19 protein-coding genes are annotated in these 21,710 nt (G+C 52.8%); 5 read left to right on the top strand and 14 right to left on the bottom strand.

Annotated features, from left to right (window positions below; genetic code table 11):
- The first annotated feature begins 114 nt into the window (after positions 1-114).
- Complete coding sequence (locus tag J2D75_RS07295) at positions 115-927, top strand: mechanosensitive ion channel family protein (RefSeq protein ID WP_207854120.1); 813 nt, start codon at positions 115-117, stop codon at positions 925-927.
- 89 nt (positions 928-1,016) lie between these two features.
- On the opposite strand, the gene J2D75_RS07290 is transcribed toward J2D75_RS07295, so the two are convergent.
- Positions 1,017-2,141, bottom strand: a complete 1,125-nt coding sequence (locus tag J2D75_RS07290) for a metallophosphoesterase (RefSeq protein ID WP_207854119.1) — start codon at positions 2,139-2,141, stop codon at positions 1,017-1,019.
- 171 nt (positions 2,142-2,312) lie between these two features.
- Here J2D75_RS07290 and J2D75_RS07285 point away from each other — a divergent pair, with 171 nt between their 5' ends.
- Positions 2,313-2,783: a YaiI/YqxD family protein gene (locus J2D75_RS07285; protein ID WP_207854118.1), complete on the top strand. Its 471-nt coding sequence runs from the start codon at positions 2,313-2,315 to the stop codon at positions 2,781-2,783.
- Between the two features lie 23 nt (positions 2,784-2,806).
- On the opposite strand, the gene J2D75_RS07280 is transcribed toward J2D75_RS07285, so the two are convergent.
- The 9 genes from J2D75_RS07280 to J2D75_RS07240 all read right to left on the bottom strand — a co-directional run bounded on the left by J2D75_RS07280 (position 2,807) and on the right by J2D75_RS07240 (position 14,400).
- Complete coding sequence (locus tag J2D75_RS07280) at positions 2,807-3,850, bottom strand: isopenicillin N synthase family dioxygenase (RefSeq protein ID WP_265782953.1); 1,044 nt, start codon at positions 3,848-3,850, stop codon at positions 2,807-2,809.
- Between the two features lie 210 nt (positions 3,851-4,060).
- Entirely contained in the window at positions 4,061-5,782 is a 1,722-nt protein-coding gene (gene dld / locus J2D75_RS07275; protein ID WP_207854116.1) for a D-lactate dehydrogenase, read from the bottom strand.
- Positions 5,783-5,791: 9 nt separating this feature from the next.
- Complete coding sequence (locus J2D75_RS07270; protein WP_265782952.1) at positions 5,792-8,035, bottom strand: TonB-dependent receptor family protein; 2,244 nt, start codon at positions 8,033-8,035, stop codon at positions 5,792-5,794.
- A gap of 152 nt (positions 8,036-8,187) precedes the next feature.
- Positions 8,188-9,543 (bottom strand): NtaA/DmoA family FMN-dependent monooxygenase, encoded by a 1,356-nt coding sequence (locus tag J2D75_RS07265; RefSeq protein ID WP_207854114.1) that lies wholly within the window; start codon positions 9,541-9,543, stop codon positions 8,188-8,190.
- A gap of 130 nt (positions 9,544-9,673) precedes the next feature.
- Entirely contained in the window at positions 9,674-10,825 is a 1,152-nt protein-coding gene (locus J2D75_RS07260; RefSeq protein WP_207854113.1) for an acyl-CoA dehydrogenase family protein, read from the bottom strand.
- A 44-nt stretch (positions 10,826-10,869) separates the two neighbouring features.
- Positions 10,870-11,652, bottom strand: coding sequence for an ABC transporter ATP-binding protein (locus tag J2D75_RS07255; protein ID WP_207854112.1), 783 nt, complete (start codon positions 11,650-11,652; stop codon positions 10,870-10,872).
- On the bottom strand, positions 11,646-12,635 hold the full coding sequence (locus J2D75_RS07250; RefSeq protein ID WP_207854111.1) for an ABC transporter permease: 990 nt from the start codon (positions 12,633-12,635) through the stop codon (positions 11,646-11,648). Before J2D75_RS07250 ends, J2D75_RS07255 begins: the two co-directional genes overlap by 7 nt.
- Positions 12,632-13,663 carry an ABC transporter substrate-binding protein gene (locus J2D75_RS07245; RefSeq protein WP_265782951.1) on the bottom strand — a complete coding sequence of 344 codons (1,032 nt, stop codon included), beginning with the start codon at positions 13,661-13,663 and terminating at the stop codon, positions 12,632-12,634. Before J2D75_RS07245 ends, J2D75_RS07250 begins: the two co-directional genes overlap by 4 nt.
- Positions 13,664-13,686: 23 nt before the next feature.
- Positions 13,687-14,400 carry a peroxiredoxin-like family protein gene (locus tag J2D75_RS07240; RefSeq protein WP_207854109.1) on the bottom strand — a complete coding sequence of 238 codons (714 nt, stop codon included), beginning with the start codon at positions 14,398-14,400 and terminating at the stop codon, positions 13,687-13,689.
- Positions 14,401-14,710: 310 nt separating this feature from the next.
- On the opposite strand from J2D75_RS07240, the gene J2D75_RS07235 reads away from it, so the two are divergent.
- On the top strand, positions 14,711-15,550 hold the full coding sequence (locus J2D75_RS07235; protein ID WP_207854108.1) for a class II aldolase/adducin family protein: 840 nt from the start codon (positions 14,711-14,713) through the stop codon (positions 15,548-15,550).
- Positions 15,551-15,724: 174 nt separating this feature from the next.
- Here J2D75_RS07235 and J2D75_RS07230 read toward each other — a convergent pair whose 3' ends face one another.
- The 4 genes from J2D75_RS07230 to J2D75_RS07215 all read right to left on the bottom strand — a co-directional run bounded on the left by J2D75_RS07230 (position 15,725) and on the right by J2D75_RS07215 (position 19,722).
- The gene (locus J2D75_RS07230; protein WP_207854225.1) at positions 15,725-16,846 is read right to left on the bottom strand and encodes an MFS transporter; all 1,122 of its coding nucleotides are present in this window, start codon (positions 16,844-16,846) and stop codon (positions 15,725-15,727) included.
- A gap of 303 nt (positions 16,847-17,149) precedes the next feature.
- Positions 17,150-17,896, bottom strand: a complete 747-nt coding sequence (locus tag J2D75_RS07225) for an SDR family oxidoreductase (RefSeq protein ID WP_207854107.1) — start codon at positions 17,894-17,896, stop codon at positions 17,150-17,152.
- 19 nt (positions 17,897-17,915) lie between these two features.
- Positions 17,916-18,698 carry a class I SAM-dependent methyltransferase gene (locus J2D75_RS07220; RefSeq protein WP_207854106.1) on the bottom strand — a complete coding sequence of 261 codons (783 nt, stop codon included), beginning with the start codon at positions 18,696-18,698 and terminating at the stop codon, positions 17,916-17,918.
- 247 nt (positions 18,699-18,945) lie between these two features.
- A complete protein-coding gene (locus tag J2D75_RS07215; RefSeq protein ID WP_243428585.1) occupies positions 18,946-19,722 on the bottom strand; it encodes a class I SAM-dependent methyltransferase in 777 nt (258 codons plus the stop codon).
- A gap of 88 nt (positions 19,723-19,810) precedes the next feature.
- On the opposite strand from J2D75_RS07215, the gene J2D75_RS07210 reads away from it, so the two are divergent.
- Together J2D75_RS07210 and J2D75_RS07205 are read left to right on the top strand one after the other, a co-directional pair.
- The gene (locus J2D75_RS07210; protein ID WP_207854105.1) at positions 19,811-20,641 is read left to right on the top strand and encodes an AraC family transcriptional regulator; all 831 of its coding nucleotides are present in this window, start codon (positions 19,811-19,813) and stop codon (positions 20,639-20,641) included.
- Between the two features lie 373 nt (positions 20,642-21,014).
- On the top strand, positions 21,015-21,710 hold a 696-nt coding region (locus J2D75_RS07205), incomplete at its 3' end, for a two-partner secretion domain-containing protein (RefSeq protein ID WP_207854104.1).

Raw genomic sequence — 21,710 nt, 5'->3', positions numbered from 1 at the left:
TGGAATGAGGCCAGAGCCACGGGCTAGATCCGACATTCCGGCTGCCCGATAAATACCATACATTTTTGAATATGGTGCATGAGGTTACAGCCTCATTAACGCTTAGGGATATTCATGGAACATCAGGTTAATTCACTCTGGACACAGCTGAACGGCTGGCTACCCGCCATCATGAGCTATGCCAGCCAGCTTGTGCTTGCCATTATTGTGCTGCTGGTGGGCTGGGCCATTATCAACATGGTCAGTCGCGGTCTAGGGCAGATGATGGCGGCCAGCCATATCGAGCCCACGCTTCGAGGCTTTCTGCTCAGTGTCGTCGGGCTTTTTCTTAAGGCCCTGCTGCTGATCAGCGTTGCCTCCATGGTCGGTATTGCCACCACGTCGTTTGTTGCCGTGCTGGGTGCTGCTGGTCTGGCTGTTGGCATGGCCTTGCAAGGTAGCCTCGCCAATTTTGCAGGAGGAGTTCTCATCCTGCTTTTTCGCCCCTTCAAGGTTGGGGATTCCATTACCTCGGGCGGCAGCACAGGCACGGTAGAGTCCATCGAGATGTTCCGCACGGTGCTGCGTGGCGCCACAAACGAAATTATTTATGTGCCAAACGGCAATCTTTCCAACAATATCGTCGTCAACACATCGCAGGAAGACAAACGCCTGGCTTCTGTCAGCCTGCTGATTGATTATAACGACGATACCGACAAAGCGCGCGCCCTGCTTCTTGAGCTGGTGCAAAATGAACCGCTGGTTCTAAACAGCCCTGTACCCAGCGTTTCGTTCCTGCCGCAGCCCGCCAATATTCAGGTCTCTCTCAGCTTCTGGTGCGCACCTTCCAATGTCACGCCCCTGACAGGAAAATACGCTGAAGCCTCGATCAAGACACTGAAACAGGCAGGTTTTCGCCTTGGTGTCAGCACACGCGCCGCAGCATAAACCCATCTGCTCACGGTAGTGGGGCTGACCAAACAGCCCCCTATTCCAAGCGGGCCTGAGCATTCTCATACGCTCGGGCCAACATGAGATTACCCTGCCCTGTCGGTTTTCAGATGGAAGAGGGTAATCTCTGATGGAATGCCCAACCGGAGCGCAAAACCCGGCCACAGACCTGTTCCATTGCTGACATAAAGCACCATACCACCAACGGTATAACGGCCAGACACAAAACCATTATTCCCGCGTGCCACAAGCCTGTCGAGGCCGGGGAGCATTCCACCATGAGTATGGCCTGACAGTTGCAATGCAATACCGCGTGCGGCTGCGGTTCGTGCATCTCCGGGCTGGTGATCAAGCAGCACGACACATGCCCCATCGGCACAATCGCGCAGTGCTGCATCCATATCCGGGCCAGCCTGCCCATATCGAGGGGCAGAGCGATCCGTAACACCAGCAAAAACCAAAGTATCTGTCCCGCGCGTCATGATGATATGACTATTCAGCAGCAGCCTGAACCCCAATGCTGAAAGGTGTTTCATCCACGCATCATAATCAAAGAAATATTCATGATTGCCCGGAATGGCCAGCACACCATCAGGGGCGTGCAACTGGGCAAAGGGCGCAACATCAGCCCGTCGCATCGCAACGGAACCATCAATAAAATCACCCGTAACGACAATGACATCCGCACCCACGGCATTAACCCGTTCCACAACGGATTGCGCCCATCTGGTCGAAAAAAGCCGACTGATATGCAGGTCGGTCAATTGCACCAACCGATAGCCATCGAATGCCGGTGGCAGACCGCGGATTGTTACACTCACATTCCTGACTGATGGTATGCGAAGCGCATTGGCTACCCCGATAGCGGCAAGCAGAGCCGCCATACCTCCTGCAAACACCCGCGCATTGGTAGGGATAGACACAGGCTGCCATGTTGCTAACGCCACTATCAAGGCCCCAAGATCAAGTGCGATCTGGAAGATCGTGAGTAACGCAATGGTGCCAAACGCCCAGTTGAACAGGATAATAAGGGGGCGAGGGAATTCAGGTGCGAACATGGAACCCGAAGACAGTCGGCACCAGTCATAATAAAACCCTGCCACAATCACCAGCAGCGCCCCACATATCTTCACCGCAACTGGCAAAGGTAGCGGCCATAACCAGTTAAGGATGACAACCAGTATGGGAACGCCAAAAACCAAACGATGCACGGGATCAATATCCTTGCATAAAAGATAGGAAAGACACCTTACTCCCCTATCTGGTCATATCGCCCCCATCAAGCAAACCCTGCCAAACAGATAGCCTTCGCTTCCGTGAACGAAATCCAACAATCGTGTGGAACATTTGCTCTGGAATAAAAATTCCGGCATTCTTATCCCATGACACGGATATTTATTGATTCAGATGCCTGCCCGGTAAAAGACGAAGTATATCGGGTTGCAGGCCGGTATAGCCTGCATGCTTATGTTGTTTCAAACAGAATGATTGCTGTACCACACTCACCATTAATCGAACGCGTTGTTGTCGATGCCGGGCCTGATGTTGCGGATGACTGGATAGCTGAAAGAGCCGTGGAACGGGATATCGTGATTACCTCAGATATTCCGCTGGCCGCACGGTGCATAGAAAAGGGTGCTGTGGTACTCGAACCCAAAGGACGCCGGTTGGATGCCGATGCAATTGGGATGGCTCTTGCCACCCGGAACCTTATGACCGACCTGCGCTCGGCTGGTATCATAACTCCGCATGGCTCTGCCTTTGGCAAGGCCGATCGTTCGCGCTTTTTGTCCGCACTTGATACGCTGGTGGTAAAATTACAGAAAATTCCCCCTGCAATCCGGCCAGCCTGAAGGAATAATCTCATCAGAGGCCTCTACTGCTCTGCAACGACATCCAACAAGCCTCTGCCTACCAGATCAGCATGATACCGTGCGGCAACATCAGGGTGTGAGCGCAGCCGCCCCTTAAGGGCGTTCAGGCCAACCTGAGAAAACAGTGGATTATCTGGATCAACCGTAACGCCCCGCGTCTCCGCTACCAACGCAGGTGGCAAATTTAGGACTGGCATCTGGGCATCCAGTCTGGCCCCAAGAAAAAATGCCACCGACAAACGCTCAAGTCCCGGTCGTGGACTGACAACCCTATGCACGCTGGCCCGCAGATAACCGCCCGTTGCGACTTCCAGCAATTCGGCAATATTGACGACAAAGGCACCCTTACGCGGGGGGGCCGCTGTCCATATCCCGGGGGCGGTTTCAACTTCCAGCCCACTTTGCTCATCCTGCAAAATAAGGCTCAGTAACCCGCTATCCTTGTGAGCACCAACACCCTGCTGGCCCTGAGAATGATGGCGGGCCGGATAACGGATCAGCTTCAGAAGCTGATGTGGCACCTCATCACAAACCGGGCTGAACACCCGCTCATCCTGTCCGAGTGCAAGCGCCAGCGCTTGCAGAATACGGGTCAAGACAGTGGTAATACGCTCTTGCCAGTGTAGTACAATCTCTCGGAAATCCGGCAGGGCTTCAGGCCATTGATTAGGGCCTTGCAAACGCTGCCAGATTGGCCCCTGCCGGTCGTGTAGGAGTGCCGGGCGCTCCGCCCCAATATCCATCTGTTCACGCCAGTCTCGTTGGCCACGGGTATATTCCAGCCCTTCGCGATTATAACCACGAAAATGCGGAGACCTAATCATGGCGACCTGATTCTTGGCTTCTTCCGGCAAGGCAAAAAAGCGTGCTGATTGCTGTAAAATTTCTCTGTTCAGGCTTTCAGGCACACCATGCCCAATCAGATAGAAAAAACCAGCCTTATGCGCAGCGTTACGCAGGTCATCAAGAAAACGGTTTTTAAGATCGCCCCCTTGCGTAAAGTGCGCAAGATCAAGAACCGGCAGAACAAACGAACTATCAGGCACGGCAGACGTAATCCCCAACAAACAAACATGCACCGGAACTGGTTGGGTAAGCCGAAAATGATTCCCGCACGGAATATGTTCCGTTTCTACCAGTTTTACGGCTTCTGTCCTGAGCTGTTTCAGATCAGGGATTTTCCTTCCTCATGCAGCAATGGTCAAAGCAGAAAGATCAAAACCAGCGATGAGGAAGGCTCAAGTTTTTAAGCGGCATTAAGCCCAGAATTTTTTACGGCTTGTCTTACCTATTCCAGGGTTAAAGCTGTTTGTTGGATCAAGCGCCTTCATCTGCTGAACATAGTCAGGCGCGGCCTGATACAGATGCCCCACATTATGTTCTGCCGGGTAACGAGCCCCCCGCTCGTTTAGATATACCATAACCTGACATTTAAATTCGGCGGGATCGTAACCGGGTTTAAGAATATAATCCTGATGATTGACGAAGCAGAAAAAATGACCGCAACAGGATTCCAGCAAAACCTGTTCACGCAAAGCCTCTGGCAGTGTCAACCGCCAGTGTGGGTCGTTTCTACGCAAAGCCACATCGAAAGCGACAAGCCTTTCATCGGTATCAATGCCGTGAGCTTCGCAGTAATTTAGCGTACATGCGCCCACGCTAAACCGTAGCAGAAAAGCGTCACGCGCCTCATCTTGAGTGCATTCAAAAAAAGCACTGCTGTCCTGGTTAAGGTGTTCTTGCAACAGGGCGTGTATTTCCGTGGCGTCTTCCTTATCCGTTTTGATCATCAGGTGATGTTCAAAGCGCGTCCGGTAGGCAGCTAGCCGCTTGGGTAAGCCATGGGGCGTCAACCTGTTGCGTAGTTGTATCACAATATCAAGCGTATTGGCGGGAAGGATACGGGTTGCCCTGATATATTTTTCAATCTGTGCTTTACGCATAATCAGATCAGGCAGGCGCTCGGGGCCAAAACGGCGGATCGCTTTATAAACATGCTTGGCGTAACGCAATGTCAGATCAAAAGCATTACGATGAATATATTCAGCTTGAATGGGCAGGCGTGACAGTTTTTGCAGTAGCGATCGGCGCAAAGCAACCAGATCCGCCTCACTATTGGAGCCAATATAAAATGTGGTAGTTTTGGGTGATGCGTCAAATGTCGGCAACCGCACGGCAAAAACCGCCAGTTTTCCAGCACAACCCGCGCTTTCGCATAAATAGTCAGGGTCGCCATTATAGCGCGCGGGACTATCGGCTGAAACATCACGCAGCTTATCTGCATAATCGCTTGCCCATATCCGCCCGTTCCAATCTGGCGCATGGCCTGCTGTATAGGTACCGGCAACAAGATTGCTCAGGATTTCTTCAGGAGAGTCGCCCAAAGCAATACCCAGATTATTAATCAGCTTCAACTGACCATCGGCGTCGATCTGTGCGAAAAGCGATTTTTCCGTAAAGGCCGGGCCACGTCGCACCAAAGAGCCTCCAGAATTATTGCAAATTCCCCCTACAACCGAAGCCCCGATACAGGACGAGCCAATAACCGAATGCGGCTCCTTACCCAGCGGCCTGAGCGCATTTTCCAGTTCTGTCAGTGTGGAGCCGGGAAAAGCAATAACCTGACGAGCCTCATCAATAACCTGCACACCCGCCAGATGCCGGGTACTGACAACCACAACCGGCCTGTCATAATCAGACCCATAGGGGGTAGAGCCCCCTGTCACGCCAGTTTTGGCGGCCTGCATCAGCACAATGACATCATGCTCAACACAGCTCTGCAATACCCGCCACAGGGTAAGCAGCGTGCGCGGCAGCACAACCGCCTGCGCCTCTCCCCGGCCAAAACGCATGCCCCTAGTATAAAAGGCCATATCGCGTTCAGCACTCAGAACATCCCGCTCTCCAACCACAGTGCGCAACTGCGTTAGTAAAAGTTTGATCTGATAACTATTCGAGGAGAGGCTGACGTTATTCATTTACACTTCTCAATTAAAACCAATGTCTATTCCGGCAAATATGCCAAACCCATCGCCGGGCAGCATAGTTGCAGCCTGTGTACCCGGCTTAACCGTATAAGTCGGAATAACAGCAGTTGCATAGTGTGTATTGGCAAGATTATGTAGATCTAAATAGACCATCCGATGCTTGCCCGGCCACTGATAACCAAGCTGAGCATTAAAGATATGATACGCCGCAGATTTGTAATTATTATCATACGATGCCTCAACCGCCGAGGAAACCTGCGTATCGAAGGCAAAATACGGCCCGCTTTTCAGATCCAGATGTACCTGACCCTGATAAAAATGCTCAGGAATACCAGGAAGCCTGTTCTGACCAAAACGGGGATCATTATTAAACCGATTATCCTGATACGTATAAGCCTGCCTTAACGATAGTACCCCACCAGACCAGTTGTACAGTACTGAATGAGTCGAAAGTTCCACCCCCTGATGTGTCGTGGGCGTTGCGTTGGCCGTAATCGTCGTATTGGTTGCCTGTGATTCAGGCGTAATGACAGTCAGGAGTTCATTCCGTATGGCCGCATGGTAGTAAGTCAGGCTCCAATCAGTAGAAAGCCATTTACCTTCCATACCAACCTCAAATGTCGTGGCCGTCGTGGGTTTGACGTCGGTAAACCCGGAGACCAGTCCAGTGGCCGCACCAGAGGTAAACACGGAGCCTGACTGATAACGCCAGTTCGACTGCGGTTCTGCCCCTCTGGTTACGCTGCCATAAAACTGAAAATCCTTGTTTATAAGATAACGAAATGCCGCACGCGGCTGAAAATAAAGGGACGATGTGCTCAAGCTAGATGTCGTAGGATAGGAAATGGATATATCGCGTGGTGCATAGGTTAGCGCGCCAGCTGCCGTAACAAAGAAATTATGGAAGAGCTCATATTCATTACTGATATGAAATGTGGTTGTGCTTCCACCCCAGTTGTAATGGGCAATATTATCACCAGTTCTCAAACCATATTTGCCATATGCAGCGACACCGGCGGCATTTCCCGCGACCTTGATATCTTCATACAGATCCAGAATACTCGTCGTATAAACACCAACATGCGTTGTATCATGCCGTGAAAACAACGTATCCTCACGGGTATAATCTATCATGGTTGATGCGTTCTGCAGACCGTAAACAAGCTGATATGCAGGCCAACGGTGATCCATGGGCGTATTCTGGTAATCAAAGCCGACAGTCAGCTTTGACGCATCATCAAAACGCACGGTTGTCTTGTTACCGATAAAATAGCTACCGGGCTCAAGAGTATGCGAGTAGCTGTAACCCTTCTGATATTGACGCGGATCCTGCGCAATCTGATCGCGGGTAAGATAGCCCGGATATCCTTCCCGCGTCTGCCGATACCGAAAGAAGAAGCGTGTATCAACAGAATCATTAAATTTAAAGCCGTAATTGGCGTTAATCCCAAAACTATCGGCCTGCGTATTGTTCTGATATCCACCCCGATAAGAATTGGTCACACTGATATAATAATCGTTCTTACCATAAACACCGCCAGAGCTGAGCTGCTCTTTGACATAACCAAAGCTACCCGCTTCAACACGCGCTTGATAGCGATCCGCATCATACCCGGTTTTGGTAATGAAATTGATCGCTCCGCCCTGCTGTGTTCCCCCCATATCGAGAGCGCTGCCGCCACGCAGAACTTCCGTGTACTGAATGCCCAGCGGCTCCATCAGTTCATTGACCGCACCTGCAACCGTGGTAATCGGCAGGCCATCAAAAAAGAACATGATCCCCCAACGGGTAGCGGAAACCCCATCCTGCACGCCAGAGCCGCGCGATGAAATACGTAGATCATCCCCACCGCAAGCTGCCTGCGCATAAAGGCCGGGCTGAAATTTGAAAATATCTGCATTGGTTGCATTGCTGCGTTTTGCAGTATCTTTCGAATCAATAATGTTGGTCGCGCCAGGGATCGTACGCAGCACCTTCCATGCGGCTTCAACCTTACTGGAGCGATGGTGATGTACCAGAATATCTTCCTGCTCTCTGGCATTTATATCACCCGGCGGTGTATGGCCTGCATGGGCTGAACTGTCGTGCTCCGCGCCATGCCCTGCTGGTTGCGCCGTGCCATGCCCTGCCGTATGGGCTGCATGATGGTGTGTCGCCGGTTCAGAGGCCACATGTTCATGCCCGATATGCTCGTGGCTTACATGTTCATGCTCGGCATGCTCGTGGGTTTCATCAGCGGACACCGCAGCCGATGCCACACCATGCAAAGCGGTTGTGCAACCAAGTGAAAAAAATAGGGGTAGCCAGTAAACAGGGGCCGGTTTTTCAGAGAAACGCCAAGCTGAGCGTGCCATAACCTATCCTTTATTTAAATCCTGCACACAAAGCGCACGCGTCAGGAATTGTTCTGAATGTTGAGAGCGTTGGGCAGTCCAAGATTTTTACGAAGACCAGATCCCAGATAATCTTTTTTGAAAACACCACGTTTCTGTAACTCAGGAACGACAAGGCGAACGAAATCCTCGATCCCTGTTGGAGCCGATGTGAACATGATATTAAATCCGTCCACCGCTCCGGCTTCGAACCATTCCTGAACATGATCCGCTATATCTGTCGGCGTACCCGCCAGCAGTCTGTGACCACCACGATTGAAAAAGCGCAGCACATCATCCGGTGTCGGAGCCTGCTCCCTTATCCAGCGGGCAATCAGGCTTTGGCGGCTTTTATGACTATTGGTTTGCGCCAACGTATCAGGCAGGATAATGGCTTGCCCGCGTGGCCATGATGCCAGATCTATTCCCAGACTGGCATAATTTGCGAAAGCTCGCAGGGTTTCCTCTTGGTCAAGATAAGACAGATAACGGCCGAGCTTTTCCTGTGCTTCCTCTGATGTGCGACCCACAATAGGAGCAAGCCCGGGAAGAATACGAATATGATCAGCTCCGCGCTCGTAATACGCAGCACGGGCCAGAATGTCCTGGCGGAAAGCAATAGCCTCTTTCAGATCATATTCAGCCGTAAAAATTACTTCACCAATCCGTGCGGCCAGATCGCGTCCATCTTCAGATGAACCTGCCTGAGCAATAACCGGAAAACCTGCCGTACGGGTAGGCGGAGGCGTGTTCAGCGGTCCTTTGACGGAAAAATAACGACCTTTGTGATTAAGTGGCGTAATACGCGAAGGGTCAGCCCATTGCCCACTCTGCTTGTCCCTTACAAGGGCTTCAGGGGAAACTGTTCTCCACAGCCCTGCAACAACATCATAAAACTCCTGAGCTCGACTGTAGCGTTCTGCATGGTTCATATGGCTGGGCAGGTTAAAATTTTCACCGCCGCCTGTTGCTGTCACCACATTCCAGCCTGCACGACCGCCGCTGAGATGGTGAAGCGACAAGACCTTACGGGCAATATTGTAAGGTTCGTTAAACGTTGTGCTAGCCGTACCGATCAGACCAATATGGCGCGATGCTACGGCAAGACCGGCAAGAAGCGTAAATGTATCCCAGCGGGGGAACCCTGTGTTGTATTCAAGCGTTGTCGTATCAGCTACAGGAATGACATTGTCATACAGGAACAGACTATCGAATTTTCCTTCTTCGAGAATTTTGACGTAGTGAGCGTAACGAGAAAAATCGGTGTCTGCGTCAATATCATCCTCTGGCTGTCGCCATGCGTCACCATTAGTCGCCGCGCCACTGAGATACGCGCCCAGCACAAGATGCGGGCGCGGTTTTCGGTCATGGAATGTCATTGATTCTATTTCCCATAAAAAACAGTATTTTTTCTAAAACACTTTGTTTTTACGGAAAATAAAATAAGGGAAAAGTGATTGATTGCGATCAATCATGAAAGGGCAAGCACTACCCTAAACCAATGCCCAGTCACGCCTCAAAGGCGCGCCGCCCTACTTGCTCAAGCACGACATCTGCCTGAGGTGTATGAATGCGACCGCACAGCACGTCACGGTAGTGCCGTTCCAAGGGGTTATTCTGGCTTAAGCCCGGATTGCCCGTTACTTCAACCGCTCGTGCGACTGCAGCTATCGCGTTTTCCGTTACCAGTCTTTTGATCTGACGCCCTTTAGCCAGATCGCTTTCGTTCCCGCCTAGTTCAACGCCGTGGGCAAGGAGTACTTCATTACTTAAAAGCCAGCCATCAATTTCGCCCATAACAGCATGAAAGCGCGGCAGGCTGGATAATGGTTTACCCAATCCACTCGGCACGCGGTTTTTCAAAAAACTAACGAGCCAGTCCCGGGCAGAGACAGCAATAGCGTTATAAAGTGCCGGGACAATGATGGCATGCCATAATGCCAGAGCAGATGTTTCGCGCTCTACCCCCGGTGGGGCATCAAAACCGATCAGGTAGCGTTCGGGTATTTCCACATCCTCAAAAATCACGGTATCGCTCCCACTGGCGCGCATACCTAACTGGTGCCAGCTTTTTTCAATCCGCACACCGGGGCTTGTAAGCGGAACGAGCACTTGGCCAATCCGTGGTGTGTCTTCCTGAGTGGCACCCCAGACAATACCCCATGACAAGGCAGAGGAACCGGTAGAAAAAATCTTTCTCCCCGAAAGAAGCCAGCGCCCCTGACTGTAGCGCACCCGTGTGGCTGGTACACCCCCCCGTGCGGGCGTGCCCAGATCGGGCTCTACGCGCAGGGCATTGATCAGCGCACCATCCTGCAAAACCGAGCGCAGGACTTCCGCACGCACATCCTGCGGCCACAGAGGCGACCCTGCAACGCCCACGCTATGAATGCACTGCATGGCAAAAATCAGGGCGGTTGAGGGATCTCCTCGCGCAATACGTGCGACGATATCGGCGACACGGCGTAGATCAGCCCCCAGCCCACCCTGCTCTTGCGGAATAGCCAGCCCCAAAAGCCCGGCAGCACGCAACGATGCCAGATTATTAAAACTGATCTCGCCATTACGGTCGTGTTCCGCCGCATGCTGCGCAAAATGTCTGGCAAGAGCATCCGCCTGATCCGCCCCTGCATAATGAGGGAGAGAATATGCACCATCCATGATAAAATCTGCCTTAGATCGAAGGCTTTTCCAACCTGCTCCCTTCAGGTGAGCGGCGGGAAGCCCAGTTGTTCCAGAATACGGCGACGCAGATCAATCATGCGTGGACTATCACGATCTCTCGGCTGTTTTTCATCAATGGCTATGTCAGATAATACAACGGATGACCCAGCCCCCCCTAGAGTGATGACACGGGTTGCCAGAAACAGCGCTTCATCCACGTCATGCGTAACCATGACGGCCGTAAAGCCGCGCTTTTTCCATAGATTCATCAATTCGGTTTGAAGTGTCAGCCGTGTCAGGGCATCCAGCTTGCCAAGCGGTTCATCCAGAAGCAAAAGACGTGGCTGGTTAATGAGTGCTCGCGCCAGCGCCACACGCTGGGCCATACCCCCCGAAAGCTGGTGAGGCCAGGCATCCCGAAAGCCATCCAACCCAACCAGCCGTATAGCTGCATCAACTGCCGCCGCATCATGCTTGCCAGTAATATCCTGTGCCAGAGCGACATTCTGAAACACCGTGCGCCAAGGATATAATGTCGGGTCTTGGAACATCAGAATACGATCTGGCCCCGGCCCACGTACAGGGTGCCCATCTGCCCTGATCCAGCCCGATACGGGCTCTTCCAGCCCTGCAATCAAACGTAGGAGCGTGGATTTACCGCACCCTGATGGCCCCAGAAGCGCTACGAATTCACCCGCTTCAATCCGCAGATCCAACGCGTCAAGAACGGGACGAAAAGCACCATCCAACCTGTAGCCGTGATGTATGGTGTCCAGATGTACTGTCAGGCCACCACCCGCGTGATTATTCTGTGTGCTTACCATTTGAGCCTATCCTTCTGCCAGACCAGCACCTTGTCACGGAGCAGGAACAGGAGAGTAAGGAGGCCTGTGCACATCACAGACATCACAAGCAGAGCGGCGTACATATTAGGATAAGCGGCCCAGCCCTGTGCCCATTGGAGATAGAACCCAAGCCCTGCCTTAACACCCAGCATTTCGGCAACCACCAGCATGGCGAATGAACCGACAAGCCCCATGAACAGCCCCACAAAAATCTGCGGCATGGCCGCTGGCAAGGCCACCCGGAACACAAGAAAGCGCTCCCCTGCCCCCATTGTGCGCGCGACGTCATGCAAAGCGGGATCAACGGCGGCGATACCCGACCATGTCAACACGGCCACGGGAAACAGGGCAGCCAGAACCATCAAGGCCTCTCCCGCCACCCAACTGGACGGAATAAGCACGAATGCTAGCGGCAAAAGCGCTACCGGTGGCAACGGTCCCAGCATTCTCATAACAGGGTGGACCCAATAGCGAAAACGGGCTGAACGACCAAGACCTATTCCAACAGCAATCCCCAGTACGGAGCCAACCGTATAACCCACCGCCAGCACGGACAGAGAATGCAGAAGGGAATTACCGAGCTTGGGCCAGTCCGTCAGAAAAACATCAAGCAAATCCTGCGGTGTGCCGAAAAATGGCCGAGGCAGTAGTAAAAGCTTGGCCTGCACAATTTCCCACACACCAAGCCCGGCACCCAGAGCAATCGCCCACGGAGCACGAGCCTGCAAACGGCGGGTTGCTGCGGCGACCAGCAACACAAGGCCGATAGCCGCCATAAAAACAGCCAGCTCGGTCGTGGCGGGAAAGTCGTCTGCATCAGCCCAAAGCCATGTCAGCGCAGCCCCAGCCAGCCAAACCGGCCCGGCCAGCCACGCCGCCAGTGTGCGTGATGGGCGTGCTGTTATTTCTCTCGTGCGGCTTTTGACTGACAGCACGAGAGTTTCCGCTCCCGTATCACTCATGCGAACAGATCCTGTGTGACACGCGCTGCATAGCGCTTGGTATCGAAAGATGGGCGAAAAACTCCCACGTCTTTCAAAGCTTCAGCATAACGGGTTATTTCCGTACGCAGAGGATCGGCCAGCGTCTGATGATGATGCCCTTCCATACGGATCATGTCCGCAAGGGCGCTGGCGGAAACGCGGGGGGCATACGGCTGGAAAATCCGTGCGGCTTCATCAGGGTTGCAGGCAAGCCATGCACCGGCATCCAGAATGGCACGCGTGACAGCCCGTGCGACGTCAGGTTCATCCCGCACAAGACTGCCCCGCAGGCCAATAACACAGCACGCGGTATGCGCCCACTCTCCCGACATATTATTATCAATATCGCGCAAACCAAACTGTTTGCGCTGCCCAAGACTAAGGGGGTCGCTGTCTGAAATAGCCTGCACGTCACCTCGCTGTAAGGCCAACGGTAGAAGATCCGCAGGAAAAGCCCGCCAAGACACGTCACTTTCAGGATCCAGACCGGCTTCTTTAACGCGAATGGAAAAGAAATTCCGGTCCGGCCCACCAATATCAGTCACACCTACCGTCTTGCCTTTTAAGTCAGCCAGCGTGCGGATGGGGCTCTGTTCAGGCACCATCAGATACATGCACCCTGCGTGCAGCCCTGCAACCAGTTTGACATCAAAACCCTGCTGCAAGGGTTTGAGCCAACGCAGAACCATACCCGGCGCCGCATCGGCTTTGCCTGTGGAAATGGCTTCAAGAAGCTGATCAGTCGCGCCACCAAAATTGACGTAATCAACATCAAGATTATGTCTGGCAAAAAAGCCTTTTTCTCTAGCCACTGGCACAGCCGCCACGCATACGGCGGTCTCATTCCATGCAATCGTAAGTTTGCGTGGATTGGGTAGCGGCTTGATCGGCGCAGTAAAGGAACCTCCACACTCGACAGACTGCGCCTGCACCAGATGGGGAGCCAGCACACCCGCCGCAATGCCCCCGCCCAGCCCGGTCAAAAATCGACGCCGGGGAACAGTCACAGACGGGAAAATTCCTCTTTGCATTACAGACTTCCTCGTTTTGTATATTTTTCCGTGCCGTTATTGCCCAACCCCAGGGCATCCAGAACCTGCTCGGTTTCTGTCCGATCCAGCCAGTCTGGAGAAATATCGACAAAATCTACAATGCGACCGGGTTCTAAAATCAAAACCGCAGGCTTGGGCAGTTCCCACGTATCCGGCAAGCCGTTCAGGGGAGCACTGTCATCGCCACGCGCTATTGCTGCCTTGCGGGAGGCTTCATCGTACGTATAGGTCAATCCAAGTGCACGCAGCAGCGTTAAACCGTTATCTGTCAGAACCGGAAATTCAAGCGCCAGCCGCTCTCTGAAGGCCTGCAGGGCCGGAGCTGGTTGCCCGGAAATGGCAACCAGCGGCACACCAGCCGCCTTGAGCGCAGGCCAGAGTGTATCCCTGTAATGATTCAGGGCAATATTACAGGCGGGGCATTCACCAAACCGGAAAACAATCAATACGATCGGGCCAGACGCCAGGAGCGTATCAAGGGAATATGTGCGGCCCTGCACATCTACCAATACGGCGGGAGGCAGGACATCGCCACGGCGCACGGTGTCACCCGCACGAGCCTGTTCACGCACCAGTGTGGCGCGCTGATTAACACCCAGAGCCAGAGCTTCAGGGGGCCATTTGCGTTCGCGCTCCTCTTCCAAAGCACGGAATCTGGCGCGAAGCGGCGGGAGCAATACTGACAGCGTCATGCAGAGTTCTCTGAAACTGTAAGGATGAGATTAAATTCTACGTATTTTTTATGGTATTTTATAGAAAGTTCTTTTCATTCCTCGCTTGAGCGCAGCTCAATGAGCCACAATGGCACGCATTATAAGCACGTTAAATGCGTTACATTTCAATATTTCACTCTTTATGGAGATTTCATTAAGGTAAATTTTATCATATAACGTTTATTTATAGTGCATATGGAATCTGCCAGCCCATTCAGAGCATCCCTTACTCTTTGTGGCATGACAAAAGCAGTGGATTCCTGCCGCCCGTTTTACAGACAGGACCGCCATGACTGTTTCTTCCTACCAGACACTCCCCCCCAAAAACACGGCGCAAAGCCATTCACCGGGAGGAGCATCGTCTGATATCCGCACGCGCAGCCTGTCCCCTCATGCTGTCTCCGCAAACGCTGCGGCAGAACGTTTGCACCGCAAGCAACGCCTTGCCGCCACGTTTCGGCTATTTGGCCGTTACGGGTTCGACCAAGGACTGGCGGGCCATGTAACAGTGCGAGACCCGGAGTTTCCCGAGCAGTATTGGATCAACCCATTGGGGGTACATTTTTCACGTATCCGGGTGTCAGACCTGCAACTGGTCGACCATGATGGCACCATCCTGTTTGGTGAACGTCCCATCAACATGGCAGGGTTCACCATTCACTCCGCACTGCATAAGGCCCGCCCCGATGTTATCGCAGCCGCCCACACCCATTCGACTTATGGCAAGGCATTTTCCGCATTAGGTGAGCCGCTGCTTCCCATTACGCAGGATGCCTGTGCGTTTTATGAAGATCATGCGATTTTTGATCCGTTTACCGGCGTCGTGCTGGATGAACAGGAAGGAGTCCGGCTGGCCGATACACTGGGGCCACGTAAGGCGCTCATCCTGCAAAATCACGGCTTGCTGACGGTTGGCACTTCAATTGAAGCCGCAGCATGGTGGTTTATCAGTATGGATAACGCCGCCCACGCTCAGCTTCTCGCACAAGCCGCAGGCACAGTGCGCCCTATTGCTCCTGAAACAGCGCGTAAAACCGCCAGACAGGTGGGAACTGAACAAGGTGGTTATTTCTCTTTTCAACCCTTGTGGGACTGGATCGTATCGCAAGAGCCAGATCTGCTCGACTGACACAATACAGTGCTTCTTAACTGATAACCCGGCCATATGTTGCGTTCCTCACTACTTGAGCAAGCCAGGCAAAATTGTGAGGAACATGGCTTTATTTTATGCGTATCAGCTGAGTTGGCGCGAAATACGCCCTCTCTGGCCAGATTCCTTTCCTGCGACGAATGGTGGCGATCATCATAACGAACGAACCAGCTGCCTTGTCCTGAACGCCAGAAAAGCAGCCATAATCAGTGCAACGGCGCTGGCAGAAAAAGTAGCCTGATAACCAATCCTGTCAAAAAGAACGCCACCACACGTCGCACCTAGCGTGATCGCAAGCTGCACGACTGCAACCATAAGGCCGCCGCCTGCCTCGGCATCCTGCGGTAGGGTTCGGGCCAGCCAAGTCCACCACCCCACCGGTGCGGATGTTGCGAACAAGCCCCATGCGGTCAGTATCATCGCCGAGACGATAATCCATTTTCCCCAAATCAACAGGCCAACGGCCAGAAAAGCCATTAAAACCGGAATGACAATCAGCGTTGGGTAAACGCTGTTTTTTAAAGCACCGCCAATCAGTGCCGTGCCAATAAAGCCTGCAACCCCCATGGACAGCAGAACCAGCGACAGAGTGGCTACATCAACGTGAGCGACTGCTTCGAGAAAAGGTCTTACATAGGTAAACAGAGTAAACTGCCCCATAAAGAAGAGGCTGACGGCGATCATCCCCATCCTCACAATCGGTCGTGTCAACAAAGCGAACACGCTGGCCGATTGTCTGTGACGTTCGCTAGCCATAGATGGAAGGCTGAAAAGCTGCCAGAAAAATACAACAACCGCCACAGGCACCACGCAGAAAAACGCCCCTCGCCAGCCTATCAGACCACCAAGAAAACTGCCCGCAGGTGCGGCAATAACCGTTGCCAGAGCATTACCACCATTTAAGATAGCTAGCGCCCGCGGCACATGATGCTCTTCTACAAGACGCATTGCGGTTGCGGCGGACATGGACCAGAAACCGCCAATCACAACACCAATCATTGCCCGACCGACCATAAAAACAAGATAGTTCGGCGCGAGAGAAACAACGGTGCCTGACACAATCATCATTGCAATGAGTGCCAACAGGAGCGATTTGCGATTTACTCCCTTGGCCACAGAGGCAATAAACAGGCTTGTCATTACGGCGAACGCGCCAGAAACCGAAATGGCCTGCCCCGCCTGTCCTTCGCTGATATGCAGATCAGCAGCAATCGGTGTCAGCAGGCTAACGGGCATGAATTCCGATGCAACGAGCGCAAAGGCGCCCAGAGACATGGCGAGCACAGCCCCCCATGATCCCGCTTTTTTATCCGGGTTTTGGGTCATTTCAGAAACTGCGTGAGAGAGCGTATCCATTCCACCTCGGTTTTACGATATTTCATGCTCAGGTGCGTGGAGCAGGCCGCCAAAGGCGCAGGTAGCCACCCTCTCCGCTGAACTGTGTTAAGGGATGGTCAATTCTCACGCGCAGGCTGGCAGGGTCTAGGACATAAGGGACTGCCAGCACGCCGGACAGCCCCTATGCCTGTTGTATGGTGGGCTATGCGTGTATGCTTAACTGCATAGCCCGCAGGCATTTCAGACCGGCTGTTTGGTTGGGCGAAAGAGGATTTCGTTAATATCCACCTCTTCAGGCTGGTTAATGGCAAACGCCACACATCGGGCGAATGAATCCGCACTAATTGCAATACCGGGCACAAAGCTGCGGAGTTGTTCTGCGGTCGCCTCATCATGAATACCGTCGAGCAGTTCTGACTGGACGGCGCCCGGTGAAATAACTGTTGTGCGCAAATTATAGGGTTTCACTTCAGCCCGCAGTCCCTCAGAAAGGGCGCGCACAGCAAATTTTGTGGCCGAGTAAACGGCACTGTTTTCCAACACACGATGGCCCGCAACAGAGGACACATTAATAATGTGACCACTTTTCCGTGCTTTCATGTGAGGCAGGGCAGCCGCAATACCGTACAAAACGCCTTTGATATTGACGTCGATCATAAGATCCCATTCATCAACGCGCAGTTTTTCAAGCGGTGACAATGGCATGACACCTGCATTATTGAGCAGAACGTCAATCCGGCCATAGGTTTTAACTGCGGTGTCAACAAGGTTCTGCACCGAAGCACGATCAGTCACATCGGTTTCAACCGCCAGCGCCTTGCCCCCTTTGGCCTCAATACCTTCTGCAAGAGCTTTGATACGCTCTGTGCGTCGTGCACCCAGCACTACTGTTGCCCCCAACTCCGCAAGGTATCGTGCAGCTTCCGCACCCAGACCGCTACTTGCCCCGGTGATGACAATAATCTTGTTCCCAATGGTGTTCGTCATAATCTGGCTCCTTCTTTACTCAGTGACCGATTTTCTCGAATTTAAGGACAAAATTATCCCCTTCGCCAATCGCGACATACTTGGCGTGGTTCTTGTCCCCCAAGGCAAAGGTGGGCGGCAGTGTCCATACACCCTTTGGCCAGTTGGCTGTATCACGCGGATTAGCATTGATTTCTGACGAACCAACCAGCTTAAACCCAGCCTTTTCAATCAGGGCGATCGCATAAAACTGGCGAACATATCCATCCTCTGCACGCGGGTCTTGCCTGGCATCTGTATGACCACGATGGTCTTCAACGCCAAATATGCCACCCGGCTTCAGCACCCGATGGATGGCCGCGAGCATCTGCTGTGTCGTCCCGGCTTCCATCCAGTTATGGAGGTTGCGAAATGTCAGAACAAAATCCGCGCTATCAGCCGGAGCAAAGGCAAGATTTTTGTCGTCAAACTGCGTTGTTCTGAATGTTTCTTTAAGTTCCGGGTGTGTAAGCAGCATTTTGCTGAAAGCCGACCCTGCACCATCCTCCGGCCCTAGGGCGAGCGTATAAGTGCCCCTGTCATGCAGATAGGGGCCAAGGATTTGCGTCCAGTATCCACCACCGGGCCAGATTTCGACAACACTGGCATCGGGACGCAGGCCAAAAAACTGTAATTCCTCTAAAGGATGCCGGATTGGGTCGCGTGCAACAAACCGGGCCTCCCGCGTGGGAGAATGGACAGCCTGCTCCAGTGTTGGCGCTGCCTGCGCCTGCCCTGTCACGGTCATGGCAAACATACATACGATGGGATAAATTGTTTTCATGGTATCTCTGCGTCTGTCCCTACGCCCCAGTTGCCGGCGTTTTCTTATGTAGGGCGTCATCGCTCATGCGATTAGCCCCTCTCAGTTGCATACAGTCTTCGATTGTGTTCATGAATATGAAAATGCGCAGGGCAAATGGCTCTGACCCGTATGCTATGCTGTAACAATAAACCTGATCACGCTACGGCAACCGAGCAACACATCTGTGCGCAATACCAGACCGCAGCCATTGACTGTCAGAAGCTTATTAAAGGGTTGCGCCCGGCTTCACCCAAACCACGATAGAAACAGGAAAATAAAAACGGATACCGTCACTGGCTGTCCATGCCCCCATTCCCAAATGATCTTGTCCACCCGAAATATCTTCCTCAAACATTGCCTTTAAAGCAGGCCAGTCCTCTGGCGAGACCTGATCCTGCAGGCGGGCCTCCAGCCGATAATGTTGTATTAACGTGGGCTGCAGTCCTGCTTCTGCCCCCAGTAAAAGTAGCTGCTGCACAGTCAGCGCACAGGTATGAGAGGGATCGCGCAATGTTTCGGCTCGATCATAAGCCTGCTGACAGGAGGGAGCAGGCGTTGCATCCACAACAACGATATGGCCACCGGGGCGACAGACACGCACCATTTCAGCCAGCACTTTTTCCGGCGTCAGCATATGGTGAAAGCTGTAACGCGTGACAACCCGATCGAACGAAGCTGCTGCAAAAGGCAGGTGCATTGCATTGCCGATATAATACTCGGCCCTCACTTCCATGCTGTCAGCACGCAGCCGGGCCTGCTCAATCATGGCGGGTGTCAGATCAATACCTACGACCTGAGCCCCAGTCTGGGCCAATGCACACGTAACAATGCCCGGGCCACAGGCAATATCGAGCACCTTCATGCCTGCAGTAACGGAGCAGGCATGAAGTATCTGCGCCATACTTTCCGCCTCCGCATGAATGGGTAGCTCCGCAAACGGTTTAGCCCAACGGGTAAATTGTGCGACAATCCGTTCGTCATGATCGCTGTGTGGCTGTGTCATCGTTATTCCTTTCCATGTCTGGTCAGGATAAAGACGAAAAAACTGACCAGCTAACGCATTCCGGCCATAAATGAGCGGATAACGGCCAATGAAAACCCTCACTGCCAGCGAGACGCAGACTATTCTGATTAGAAACGGGCTTGATGAGCGCGGAAAGCCCGGTTTCGCATTTCGCAACCCATCCGCGCCCGTTTTTTACGATTGGCACGATCACCCCTGCCATCAGATTACTTATGCAAAATGTGGAACAACACAGATTGAGGGGCCGGATGGCTGGCATTTACTACCAACAGCCCATGCTTTATGGATTCCAGCGGAAACGCGCCACCGCACTATGATCCGCAATCTGGATAGCGTATCGGTTTACTTTGATCCGGCTAATTTCCCCACACAATGGACATCGCACATTCAAACATTTCCTGTGCCTGTCATGATAAGGGAAATGCTGTTTCATACCCTGCACTGGCCAGCAGGCTCTGCCGAGCAGTCTTCCATCGCCAGGAGTTTTTTCCATACTCTTGGATTATTGTGCGTGGAACAGATGCAGGTAAAAACAGAACAGATTTTTACACTCCCAAGAGCAACACATCCTTCGATCATACGGGCGATGGATGCTGCGCTGACTGATCCGGGTCGCGCTAGTCTGCCGCTGGCATTAGAACTGGCTGGCATGTCCGAGCGCAGTTTCCGGCGTCACTTTCATGATGAAACCCAGATGACGTGGCAACAATGGATTACTCAGGCACGCCTGTTTCATGCAGCAAGCCTGCTCGCGGGAGGACTACGTGTAACCGATGTTGCCAACGAATCCGGGTATGCGTCACTGAGTGCATTCGCAAAAGCCTTTACGCAGCAAATGGGCGTATCTCCGACAAACTACAAAAAATTACAGACAGAGCCCTGCCCTCTGACCACATAAAACAAATCATATGAAAACAGTGCTAGATCAGCCTCCTGAAGTCAGCTCGCATCCACATGGAATAAGCAAAAAAAACTAATTAAAACCCAAGAAAAACCACCCTTTTCACCACAGCGGTAGAAGATGGTTTTAAGCATAAATCTATGTCGGTTTTTCCTGCCTTCTTTTGCTATATTTTTTAGTCGATAAAAATAACACCGATTTTAAAAATATAAAAACTATATATAAATAAAATATAAACATATTATATTAATAGTAATCGATATTAATAATGTTAATATTAAAATCTTAAACCACGACAAGTTACTTTTAATTCATAAGTTATCGCTAGCGTCATCCAGAATATTCCACTCTAATGATTGATGGCAGAGCGATGACCCTGACCCCCCGCATGCTTCTCCTTGGCGTAACCGCTCTCACCCCCAGTTTTGCCTGGGCGCAAGCCCTGCCCACGGGAGGAGGCTATGTAGCCGGGTCGGGCAGCATCAATACGGCGGGGGCCACCACCACCATCGACCAGTCCTCCGCACGCGGGGTGATCAACTGGCAGGGCTTCTCCATCGGCGCAGGTGGTGCGGTTCAGTTCAACAATGGCAGCGGGGCTACCCTCAACCGCGTTACGGGTGATCAGCTCTCCTCCCTGCAGGGGCATCTGGGGGCTACCGGCACGGTGTTCCTCATCAACCCCAATGGGGTGGTGGTCGGCCCCGGCGGCACGGTGGTAACAGGCGGCAGCTTTGTGGCCTCAACCCGCGATACGCCCAACAGTGCCTTCATGAAGGGGGGCAACGTCACCCTGTCCGGCACGTCTGCGGGTACGGTGGCCAATGCGGGCAAGATCACCAGCACCAACGGTAATGTGGTGCTGGTGGGTGCCGCTGTCAGCAACAGCGGCACAATCAGTGCCGCTGGCGGCACGGCGGCACTGGTGGCGGGTAATCAGGTGGTGCTGAGCGAGGCCGATGGCCCGGCGGGCATCTATGTGGTGGCCGACAGCAAGGCCAAGGGCAATGTCACCAATACCGGTCGGATCAAGGCCGCCGCCGCCACGCTGGCCTCGGCCGGGGGG

It is taken from the genome of Acetobacter suratthaniensis (assembly GCF_017377745.1).
Classification (GTDB): Bacteria; Pseudomonadota; Alphaproteobacteria; order Acetobacterales; family Acetobacteraceae; genus Acetobacter; species Acetobacter suratthaniensis.
The sequence above is the reverse complement of the archived record's forward strand: the minus strand, read 5'-3'. Positions and strand labels throughout refer to the sequence as shown.

What these genes read in the sequence shown, in the direction of transcription:
- J2D75_RS07295 (WP_207854120.1), top strand. Translation starts at nt 115, where the DNA reads ATGGAACATCAGGTTAATTCACTCTGGACACAGCTGAACGGCTGGCTA.
- J2D75_RS07285 (WP_207854118.1), top strand. Translation starts at nt 2,313, where the DNA reads ATGACACGGATATTTATTGATTCAGATGCCTGCCCGGTAAAAGACGAA.
- dld (WP_207854116.1), bottom strand. Translation starts at nt 5,782, where the DNA reads ATGAATAACGTCAGCCTCTCCTCGAATAGTTATCAGATCAAACTTTTA.
- J2D75_RS07265 (WP_207854114.1), bottom strand. Translation starts at nt 9,543, where the DNA reads ATGACATTCCATGACCGAAAACCGCGCCCGCATCTTGTGCTGGGCGCG.
- J2D75_RS07260 (WP_207854113.1), bottom strand. Translation starts at nt 10,825, where the DNA reads ATGGATGGTGCATATTCTCTCCCTCATTATGCAGGGGCGGATCAGGCG.
- J2D75_RS07255 (WP_207854112.1), bottom strand. Translation starts at nt 11,652, where the DNA reads ATGGTAAGCACACAGAATAATCACGCGGGTGGTGGCCTGACAGTACAT.
- J2D75_RS07250 (WP_207854111.1), bottom strand. Translation starts at nt 12,635, where the DNA reads ATGAGTGATACGGGAGCGGAAACTCTCGTGCTGTCAGTCAAAAGCCGC.
- J2D75_RS07240 (WP_207854109.1), bottom strand. Translation starts at nt 14,400, where the DNA reads ATGACGCTGTCAGTATTGCTCCCGCCGCTTCGCGCCAGATTCCGTGCT.
- J2D75_RS07235 (WP_207854108.1), top strand. Translation starts at nt 14,711, where the DNA reads ATGACTGTTTCTTCCTACCAGACACTCCCCCCCAAAAACACGGCGCAA.
- J2D75_RS07230 (WP_207854225.1), bottom strand. Translation starts at nt 16,846, where the DNA reads ATGTCTCTGGGCGCCTTTGCGCTCGTTGCATCGGAATTCATGCCCGTT.
- J2D75_RS07225 (WP_207854107.1), bottom strand. Translation starts at nt 17,896, where the DNA reads ATGACGAACACCATTGGGAACAAGATTATTGTCATCACCGGGGCAAGT.
- J2D75_RS07220 (WP_207854106.1), bottom strand. Translation starts at nt 18,698, where the DNA reads ATGAAAACAATTTATCCCATCGTATGTATGTTTGCCATGACCGTGACA.
- J2D75_RS07215 (WP_243428585.1), bottom strand. Translation starts at nt 19,722, where the DNA reads ATGACACAGCCACACAGCGATCATGACGAACGGATTGTCGCACAATTT.
- J2D75_RS07210 (WP_207854105.1), top strand. Translation starts at nt 19,811, where the DNA reads ATGAAAACCCTCACTGCCAGCGAGACGCAGACTATTCTGATTAGAAAC.